The organism is Nostoc favosum CHAB5714 (genome assembly GCF_020829495.1).
Taxonomy (GTDB): domain Bacteria; phylum Cyanobacteriota; class Cyanobacteriia; order Cyanobacteriales; family Nostocaceae; genus Nostoc; species Nostoc favosum.
The window spans coordinates 44,039-52,531 of sequence record NZ_JAIVFQ010000052.1 but is presented as its reverse complement, the minus strand read 5'-3'; the positions used below and the strand labels follow the sequence as shown (position 1 = coordinate 52,531).

At 42.8% G+C, this 8,493-nt stretch carries 12 protein-coding genes; 8 read left to right on the top strand and 4 right to left on the bottom strand.

Translation table 11 applies throughout. The features are described 5' to 3' along the window. The 4 genes from LC586_RS25945 to LC586_RS25930 all read left to right on the top strand — a co-directional run. A partial coding sequence (locus tag LC586_RS25945) for a hypothetical protein (RefSeq protein WP_229488110.1) occupies nucleotides 1–194 on the top strand: 194 nt, incomplete at its 5' end. A 36-nt stretch (nucleotides 195–230) separates the two neighbouring features. Beyond that, on the top strand, nucleotides 231–797 hold the full coding sequence (locus tag LC586_RS25940) for a Uma2 family endonuclease (RefSeq protein WP_229488109.1): 567 nt from the start codon (nucleotides 231–233) through the stop codon (nucleotides 795–797). Next, nucleotides 798–1,274, top strand: coding sequence for a hypothetical protein (locus tag LC586_RS25935; protein ID WP_229488108.1), 477 nt, complete (start codon nucleotides 798–800; stop codon nucleotides 1,272–1,274). Between the two features lie 166 nt (nucleotides 1,275–1,440). Further along, entirely contained in the window at nucleotides 1,441–2,391 is a 951-nt protein-coding gene (locus LC586_RS25930) for a tetratricopeptide repeat protein (RefSeq protein WP_229488107.1), read from the top strand. Between the two features lie 22 nt (nucleotides 2,392–2,413). On the opposite strand, the gene LC586_RS25925 is transcribed toward LC586_RS25930, so the two are convergent. After that, nucleotides 2,414–3,046, bottom strand: coding sequence for a hypothetical protein (locus LC586_RS25925; protein ID WP_229488106.1), 633 nt, complete (start codon nucleotides 3,044–3,046; stop codon nucleotides 2,414–2,416). Nucleotides 3,047–3,233: 187 nt separating this feature from the next. On the opposite strand from LC586_RS25925, the gene LC586_RS25920 reads away from it, so the two are divergent. Then, nucleotides 3,234–3,527 carry a type II toxin-antitoxin system HigB family toxin gene (locus tag LC586_RS25920; RefSeq protein ID WP_229488105.1) on the top strand — a complete coding sequence of 98 codons (294 nt, stop codon included), beginning with the start codon at nucleotides 3,234–3,236 and terminating at the stop codon, nucleotides 3,525–3,527. A 13-nt stretch (nucleotides 3,528–3,540) separates the two neighbouring features. Next, complete coding sequence (locus LC586_RS25915) at nucleotides 3,541–3,921, top strand: helix-turn-helix domain-containing protein (protein ID WP_229488104.1); 381 nt, start codon at nucleotides 3,541–3,543, stop codon at nucleotides 3,919–3,921. 21 nt (nucleotides 3,922–3,942) lie between these two features. Here the strand turns inward: LC586_RS25915 and LC586_RS25910 are convergent, their stop codons facing one another. Together LC586_RS25910 and LC586_RS25905 are read right to left on the bottom strand one after the other, a co-directional pair. Beyond that, nucleotides 3,943–4,230 (bottom strand): hypothetical protein, encoded by a 288-nt coding sequence (locus LC586_RS25910; protein ID WP_229488103.1) that lies wholly within the window; start codon nucleotides 4,228–4,230, stop codon nucleotides 3,943–3,945. Nucleotides 4,231–4,322: 92 nt separating this feature from the next. Further along, the gene (locus tag LC586_RS25905; RefSeq protein WP_229488102.1) at nucleotides 4,323–5,489 is read right to left on the bottom strand and encodes a pyridoxal phosphate-dependent aminotransferase; all 1,167 of its coding nucleotides are present in this window, start codon (nucleotides 5,487–5,489) and stop codon (nucleotides 4,323–4,325) included. Nucleotides 5,490–5,784: 295 nt separating this feature from the next. Here LC586_RS25905 and LC586_RS25900 point away from each other — a divergent pair, with 295 nt between their 5' ends. After that, the gene (locus LC586_RS25900; protein WP_229488101.1) at nucleotides 5,785–6,453 is read left to right on the top strand and encodes a ribonuclease T2 family protein; all 669 of its coding nucleotides are present in this window, start codon (nucleotides 5,785–5,787) and stop codon (nucleotides 6,451–6,453) included. A gap of 150 nt (nucleotides 6,454–6,603) precedes the next feature. Here LC586_RS25900 and LC586_RS25895 read toward each other — a convergent pair whose 3' ends face one another. Continuing rightward, on the bottom strand, nucleotides 6,604–7,686 hold the full coding sequence (locus tag LC586_RS25895; RefSeq protein ID WP_229488100.1) for a class I fructose-bisphosphate aldolase: 1,083 nt from the start codon (nucleotides 7,684–7,686) through the stop codon (nucleotides 6,604–6,606). 446 nt (nucleotides 7,687–8,132) lie between these two features. Here LC586_RS25895 and LC586_RS25890 point away from each other — a divergent pair, with 446 nt between their 5' ends. After that, on the top strand, nucleotides 8,133–8,462 hold the full coding sequence (locus LC586_RS25890) for a hypothetical protein (protein WP_229488099.1): 330 nt from the start codon (nucleotides 8,133–8,135) through the stop codon (nucleotides 8,460–8,462). Nucleotides 8,463–8,493 lie beyond the last annotated feature (31 nt).

The window sequence follows — 8,493 nt, the reverse complement described above, 5'->3', positions numbered from 1 at the left end:
ATGAGGGAGCAGGGGGAGATGAGGGAGCAGGGGGAGATGAGGGAGCAGGGGGAGATGAGGGAGCAGGGGGAGATGAGGGAGCAGGGGGAGATGAGGGAGCAGGGGGAGATGAGGGAGCAGGGGGAGAAAAATTAATAACCAATGCCCCATGCCCTATGCCCCATGCCCTATGCCCAATGCCCCAAGCAAAATGACATTAGGATATTAGTATCAATATTTCAGGGGTTCGTATGAGCCAAACCATTGATGAACGGATACGCTGGACAAGTGCGGATTTAGAGTTATTGCCAGATAACGGTAATCGCTACGAAATTATCGATGGGGAATTATTTGTGACCAGGGCACCGCATTGGGGACATCAAAAAGCTACTGGTAATATTTATGCAGAATTAAGAACTTGGTCACTCTCAACAGGTCTTGGTGAGGCTGTCCCAACACCAGGAATTATTTTTACTGATGCAGATAATGTAATTCCTGACGTGGTTTGGGTAAGCAAAGAACGTCTTGCTATCTTACTTGATGATGAAGGGCATTTAACGGGAGCGCCAGAACTAGTTGTAGAAGTACTTTCTCCTGGGACGCAGAACGAGCGACGAGACAGGGAAGTCAAGCTAAAATTATATGCTTCCAGAGGAGTTCAAGAATATTGGATTTTAAACTGGCAATTACAACAGATTGAAGTATACCGCCGAGAAAAAGCAGTTCTGAAATTAGTGGCAACATTATTTGCAACAGATGACTTATCTTCACCTCTGTTACCAAATTTTGTTTGCACTGTGGAACGATTATTCGTGTGAATGCGCGGAACTTCGAGCTTAGAACTCGGAACTACTAGCTTGGAACTCGGAACTTCGAGCTTGGAACTCGGAACTTCGAGCTTGGAACTCGGAACTTCGAGCTTGGAACTCGGAACTTCGAGCTTAGAACTCGGAACTACTAGCTTGGAACTCGGAACTACTAGCTTGGAACTCGGAACTTCGAGCTTGGAACTCGGAACTTCGAGCTTGGAACTCGGAACTTCGAGCTTGGAACTCGGAACTACTAGCTTGGAACTCGGAACTACTAGCTTGGAACTCGGAACTTCGAGCTTGGAACTCGGAACTTCGAGCTTGGAACTCGGAACTTCGAGCTTGGAACTCGGAACTTCGAGCTTGGAACTCGGAACTTCGAGCTTGGAACTCGGAACTTCGAGCTTAGAACTCGGAACTACTAGCTTGGAACTCGGAACTTCGAGCTTGGAACTCGGAACTTCGAGCTTGGGACAGAAAACATAAGGCTGAGAACCCTGAACATCAGGTTAAAAGACTTACAATTAAAAAAATGTTCACTAGCGTAATGCAGTATCTTACATATTGTGGTGCTTAGAAACAAATCGCCGTAAAGTTCCTTAGTAAGCCTGTATTATTTTCTATAAACACTCGACAATAACATTTATTTTTTATGTTATTTATAAGAAAATTATTGTTTCCTCAATTGTCGATAGGGGTTGCAAAAACCTTCGCTATAGCAACCTTAACTACATTTAGCACTACTGCAACCATCAATCAGCCCAGTTATGCTAGCGACATAAATTTCTTGAGAATTCGTATAACTGATGCTCCCAAAGTTGCAACACTCACGGCTGAAGACTTCTATAATCAGGGTTTGGATAAGCAAAAGAAAGGAGATTTGCAAGGCGCGATCGCAGCTTATACTGAAGCAATTCGCCTCAATCCCAACTTTGCCCCAGCCTACAGCAACCGGGGTGTTGCACGCATTGGATTGGGAGATAACAAGGGGGCAATCGAAGATTTCAACCAAGCTTTGCGGATTAATCCCAACGATGCCGATACCTACAGCAACCGGGGTATTGCCCGCGCCCAATTGGGAGATAAAAAGGGGGCAATCGAAGATTACAACCAAGCTTTGCGGATTAATCCCAACTTTGCCCCAGCCTACTACAACCGGGGAAATGCCCGCGCTGATTTGGGAGATAACAAGGAGGCAATCGAAGATTACAACCAAGCTTTGCGGATTAATCCCAACTTTGCCCTAGCCTACAGCAACCGGGGTATTGCCCGCGCCCAATTGGGAGATAAAAAGGGGGCAATCGAAGATTACAACCAAGCTTTGCGGATTAATCCCAACTTTGCCGAAACTTACTACAACCGGGGTGTTGCCCGTGCCCAATTGGGAGATAAAAAGGGGGCAATCGAAGATTACAACCAAGTTTTGCGGATTGATCCCAACGATGCCAATGCCTACTACAACCGGGGAAATGCCCGCGCCCAATTGGGAGATAAAAAGGGGGCAATTACTGACTTACAGCAAGCCGCAGATATCTTTAAGCAACAAGGAAAAATAGAGGAGTCCCAAAAAGCGCTGGAAATCATCAACCAACTTCAGAAGTAGATACTTGAGGCGTTACATTTGTTTAGCCTTGCATCAAAATTCCTACTAAAATCTGCATCAAGATTTCCAAATCAGTTGGCACTCGATACAACATTAAATCTTGACTCACTTTTTGTTCTTGGCGATCAAAACTACCAAACTGCCAAATATCTCCAGTAGTCACAGCACCATACAAGATTGGCTCATCTGATTCTACCCACGTATCTAAGGCAATCAACTCCGTCGCTAACTGGGTAAATCCCCGTGTTAAGTCTGCCTGTTTTGCTTCTACCACTAAAATATTGTGTTCTGACTGAAGATAGTAGTCTAAGTCACCTCTGAGATACTGGTTAACTTCAATTGGGTACTCAATATTAACTATTGCTTTTGTGATGTGGGCTACTTCTAATAAAATGGGGGCGATTAGTACCTCGCGTCTAGCTGCTTCACTAGTTAGACTAACACGAGCGATCGCTTCTTCTAGGCGTTGGTGTAAATCTGGTAGTCGAGTCAATAATTCTGAAGCAGCGACAGGTAAATTGATTGTTGTTTTAGTTAAAGTTACTCCTAATTCCCGCAAAATATCGGCGGGAGCAAATTTCATTTGGAAATAGCTGCGGAATGTGTAAAATTCATTTGGTTTAAGTATCGGCGGACGGTGACGTTCAGTTGTCATTTATCATTGGTAAAGGTTTCAAGTATATAGCAGTCCTAAATCATTTGTGAAAATTATATATCTCTTTCTTCTTTCTTCCCTTTGCGCCCAAAGCCAATACTTTGCGGTTCGTTTTCAAATTTTATATTTTTCACGAATCAAATAGGACTGCTATATTTATGTATCGTAACGCTGTAATTATCTCATTATGCGAATCATTGCCCGCAGCACGTTACAAAAGTTTTGGGAAGTATATCCCGATGCCGAACAGCCATTAAAGGCTTGGTTTGATGAAGCATCTCGCGCAGAATGGGGTAGTCCGGCAAATATCAAAAGCACTTATCGCAATGCCAGTATTATTGCTAATAATCGTGTTGTTTTTAATATCAAAGGTAATGATTACCGCTTAATTGTTCACGTTCGTTATGATATTAGAATTATTTTTATTCGTTTTCTTGGAACACATAAAGAATACGATAACGTAGATGCAACAAGTATTTGAGACAGTAATACCTATGCTTGAAACCCGTCCAATCCGCACCGAAGCTGATTATCATGCTGCACTTGATGAAATTGAAAGATTGTTTGATACAGAACTAAATACACCAGAGTCTGACCGATTGGAAGTTTTAACTACGCTGGTGGAAGCATACGAGCAAAGGCATTACCCAATCGAAGCACCAGATCCTATTGAAGCAATCTTATATTATCTCGAATCTCGTGGATTGTCTGTAGATGAATTAGAGCCTGTTATTGGCAGTAAAGCAGAAATTGCCGACATTTTGCATCGCAAGCAGGCGCTAACCTTAGAGATGATTCGGGGTTTGCATCAACAATTGGGGATTCCGGTACAGATTTTGATTCAACCATACCCTTTGATGCAAAATTCAGCTTGATGGTGCTGGAATTAATTGAGATTAACTAAGCCCAAAACCCTTTTGACGTTTTTGCTCCCACCATTCATCTGAAACTTCAAGCTTAGAACTCGGAACTTGAGCTTCGGAACATGAAACTTCAAGCTTGGAACTCGAAACTTGAGCTTCAGAACTCGAAACTTCAAGCTTGGAACTCGAAACTTCAAGCTTAGAACTCGGAACTTGAGCTTCGGAACATGAAACTTCAAGCTTGGAACTCGGAACTTGAGCTTCAGAACTCGGAACTTGAGCTTCAGAACTCGGAACTTCAGGTTTAAAAATGAACTCCACCCGTTCTGAGTCGAAAAGGTGGAGTTAAGAAGTTGGAAAGTTGGTAAATTCTCCTCACAAATGACAAATGACAACTGACAACTGACAACTAACTAAATACGCGACTTGACAAATTTCTCCAATCTATCCATTCCCTTTTCAATCGTCGCCATATCTGTGGCGTAGGAAAGGCGAATGTTGTCATCAGCGCCAAAAGCAATTCCGGGAATGACTGCAACTTGATGTTCTTCCAACAAAGCGTCACAAAATTCTAGGGATTTTAGACCGGTTTTGCTGATATCAGGAAACAGATAAAAAGCGCCATCTGGTGAGGCGGTACTCAATCCGGGAATGGCGTTGAGTCTGTCTAGCATTACCTGTCGGCGTTTGGTGAAGGCTTGGCGCATTTCTTCGACACAATCTTGAGAACTTTGTAGAGCCGCGATCGCACCATATTGGGCAAAGGTACACACGTTAGATGTACTATGTCCTTGGATGGTACTCGCTGCTTTAATGATTTCCACAGGCCCTGCTAAATAACCAAGTCTCCACCCAGTCATGGAATAAGCCTTCGCAAACCCATTACTAATCAAAGTGCGGTCAAAAATTTCCTTCCCAAGAGAACCGATGCTGATATGTTCTGCACCGTCGTAGAGAATCTTTTCGTAAATCTCATCAGAGACAACAAAGATATCTGCATCAACTACTACCTGCGCCAGTGCTTTGATTTCATCTGGCGTGTAAACCATTCCTGTAGGATTAGATGGAGAGTTGAGGATAAATAACTTTGTCCTCGGCGTGATTGCTTTACGGAGTTGTTCGGGAGTAATTTTATAACCCGTCGTTGCATCTGTGGACACAATTACCGAGACTCCACCGACCAAAGTCACCATTTCGGGATAACTTAACCAGTAGGGTGCAGGGATAATTACCTCATCACCTGAATCGATTAACGCCACCATCAAGTTGTACAGAGAATGCTTACCGCCATTGGTGACGATGACATTCTCAGACTTGTAATCAAGACCGTTATCAATTTTAAGCTTATGGGCGATCGCTTCCCTTAACTTTGGTTCTCCGGCTGCTGCACCATACTTGGTTTTGCCTTCATCCAAAGCTTTTACTGCTGCGGCTTTAATATGCGCTGGGGTATCAAAATCTGGTTCTCCAGCGCTAAAACTACAAACATCTATTCCCTCTGCCTTCAGTGCCTTAGCCTTGGCTGCGATCGCTAAGGTTAATGAAGGTGTTACCTGACTTACTCTTGCTGCCAGCTTCATTCTTACTATTTTTGGCAAATCTTTCACTAATCTAAGGATATCCCAGAATCTCTACCAAGATTTGCTTTTCTGAATTGCTTGGGGATTGGGGAATAGGGAGTGGGGAGATGAGGGAGCAGGGGGAGCAGGGGGAGCAGGGGGAGCAGGGGGAGCAGGGGAGGCAGAGGAAAGTAACTCTTGACTAATAACTAATGACTAATGACTAATGACTCTCGCGTTGCGGTTTGATTCTTGATCCTTGACTCTTAACAATGTACTGTATATAACTTTAGTTTTAAGGCAACTAACTATTTATATGCAGTTCAAGAAACTTTTCATCGCAACTTCTCTGTTAATTACTAGTCTTTTTATACCTAATGCTGCTATTGCTCAAAATCGCGGTACTCCGGGTAAATTTGATTTTTATGTACTGACACTCTCTTGGTCGCCGGATTATTGTGCTACAAATGGCACTCGTGACCAGCAGCAGTGTGGTTCTGGAAAAAAACTTGGTTTTGTACTACATGGTTTGTGGCCACAGTACCAAGCTGGTTATCCTGCTAATTGTTCCACGCAAAAATTACCGTCGGAAGTAAAGCGGCGGTTTCCCAATTTGTTTCCTAGCAATAAACTTTACGAGCATGAATGGGAAAAACATGGTACTTGTTCAGGGAAAACTCCTGCGGAATACTTGACATTGAGTAAAAAATTAAAAGATGCGATCGCTATTCCCGCAGCTTATAATCGTCCTGCGAAACCCTTGCGTACCACAATTACAAATTTTAAAAATTCATTTGTGAGTGCTAATAATAAAATGACTCCTGATGGTATAGCACCTTTTTGTTCTGGTTCAGGAAGATTTTTGCAAGAAGTCTTCTTTTGTTATTCCAAAAACGGTGAACCTGGTATTTGTAGCGCCGAGATTTTGAAGCGATCGCAAAAAAGTTGTGGTCAGCCAGATTTCTTACTGAGAAACGTTAGATAAAAATGGGGCATAGGGCATGGGGCACTTGTACTGAGCGAAGTCGAAGTATTGGGCATTGGGGAAAGAATTGTTATAACTCCTAACTCCTAACTTCTAACTCCCCACTCCCCACTCCCCACTCCCCACTCCCCACTCCCCACTCCCCACTCCCTAAGCTATCGTCACATCTGGCGACAAATAAACATCCTGAATGGCATGAAACAGTTTTACACCTTCCTCAAAGGGACGTTGAAAGGTCTTTCGCCCAGAAATTAATCCTGAACCACCAGCCCGTTTATTAATTACAGCCGTGCGAACTGCTTCTGCGAAGTCATTTTTACCAGTCGCGCCACCAGAATTAATCAGCCCCACACGCCCAGAGTAGCAATTCAGCACCTGGTAACGAGTTAAATCAATTGGGTGGTCAGTTGTCAACTCTGTATAAACCCGCTCATCAGTTTTGCCGTAACTCTTACCAGTCGCTTTGGCAATTGCACCGTAACCATTGTTATTTTCTGGTAACTTTTGTTTAATAATGTCGGCTTCAATCGTCACACCCAAATGATTCGCCTGTCCGGTGAGGTCAGCCGCAAGGTGGTAATCTTTATCTTGTTTAAAAGCGTTATTTCGCAGATAGCACCAGAGAATAGTCACCATCCCCAGTTCATGGGCGCGTTTAAAAGCTTTGCTGATTTCCTGAATTTGTCTGGTAGAATTCTCTGAACCAAAGTAAATTGTCGCACCTACAGCAGCCGCCCCTAAATTCCAAGCTTGTTCCACATCAGCAAACAATACCTGGTCAAATTGATTGGGGAAAGTCAGCAATTCGTTGTGATTGATTTTGGCAATAAAGGGGATTTTATGGGCATACTTGCGCGAAACGATACCTAATGTCCCCAAAGTGGTAGCAACCGCATTGCAACCTGAGGCGATCGCTAGCCTGACAATATTTTCTGGGTCAAAGTAAATCGGATTGGGCGCAAAAGACGCACCTGCTGAGTGTTCAATCCCTTGGTCTACCGGTAGAATAGACAGATACCCAGTATATGCAAGACGACCAGTAGAATAAAGTAACTGGAGATTACGTAATACTTGTGGGTTGCGATCGCTGTTGAGCCAGATACGATCTACAAAGTCTGGCCCCGGCAAATGTAGTAAATCAGTAGGAACTTTTGCTTTGTAGGTAAGCAAGTCTTCAGCCTCTTTACCTAGCAATGACTCGATAGAATTAGCCTCTATGAGCGCTGTAGTCATAGTTTTTTCCTCAAAAATTGAGTAAATGACCTTTGCCTTTAAGATAGCATTTTTAATATTGCTAACCTTGTTGTGCGGGAATTAACTATATTTAAAAACCTTATGATATCGCAGTCTTAAATCATCTGTAAAAACTTGTTTTACTGATTAAACGTGAGATTTAATTGTCATAATTTGCGTTTTATCCCAAACAAATAACTTCTTAAGAAAGATGCGGAGTGATAGGATCGCACTCAAGACCAGAATTTTTATCCAATGCAGGTTAATGGTCTTTAACAGAGTTGCTTGCTGCAACCACTAACAAGAGCAATTTGCTCTGAGCAACTTGTCCTTGTTAATTTAGATGGTAGCTGAATTGACGCCGTGCTGTACTAGAATTGACAGGAAAGTAAAATCTATCTTCCCCCTATAGTGGTAATAATCGTTAAAAGAACAAACACAATTTTATGAGTAAGTTTCAAATCGATATCGATTTCAGCAATATAGATTTAGCTTCCCTTGAGACAGAAGAGGATTTTCAAAGAGAGGCAAGAACATTACTACCAAAGGTACTGGTCAAACTAGGTGAAAGTGTGGGTGAAAAGACTTGGGAAGAATTACAGCAAAAGCTGCAAGGCAGTGGAGGTAAACTCAAATCTTCTCCAAGCGAGAAACGCAAGTTTATGCAAGAAACAGGAAGAACTTATCAACGAAATGCCAGTAAGAGAGAAAGGCAAGAACTGGAAGACTATATAGTAGAGCAATTACGCCAGCACAAGCAACAAAGATCCACCTAAGCCTGATGTACGTGTATTCTAACTTCTATTT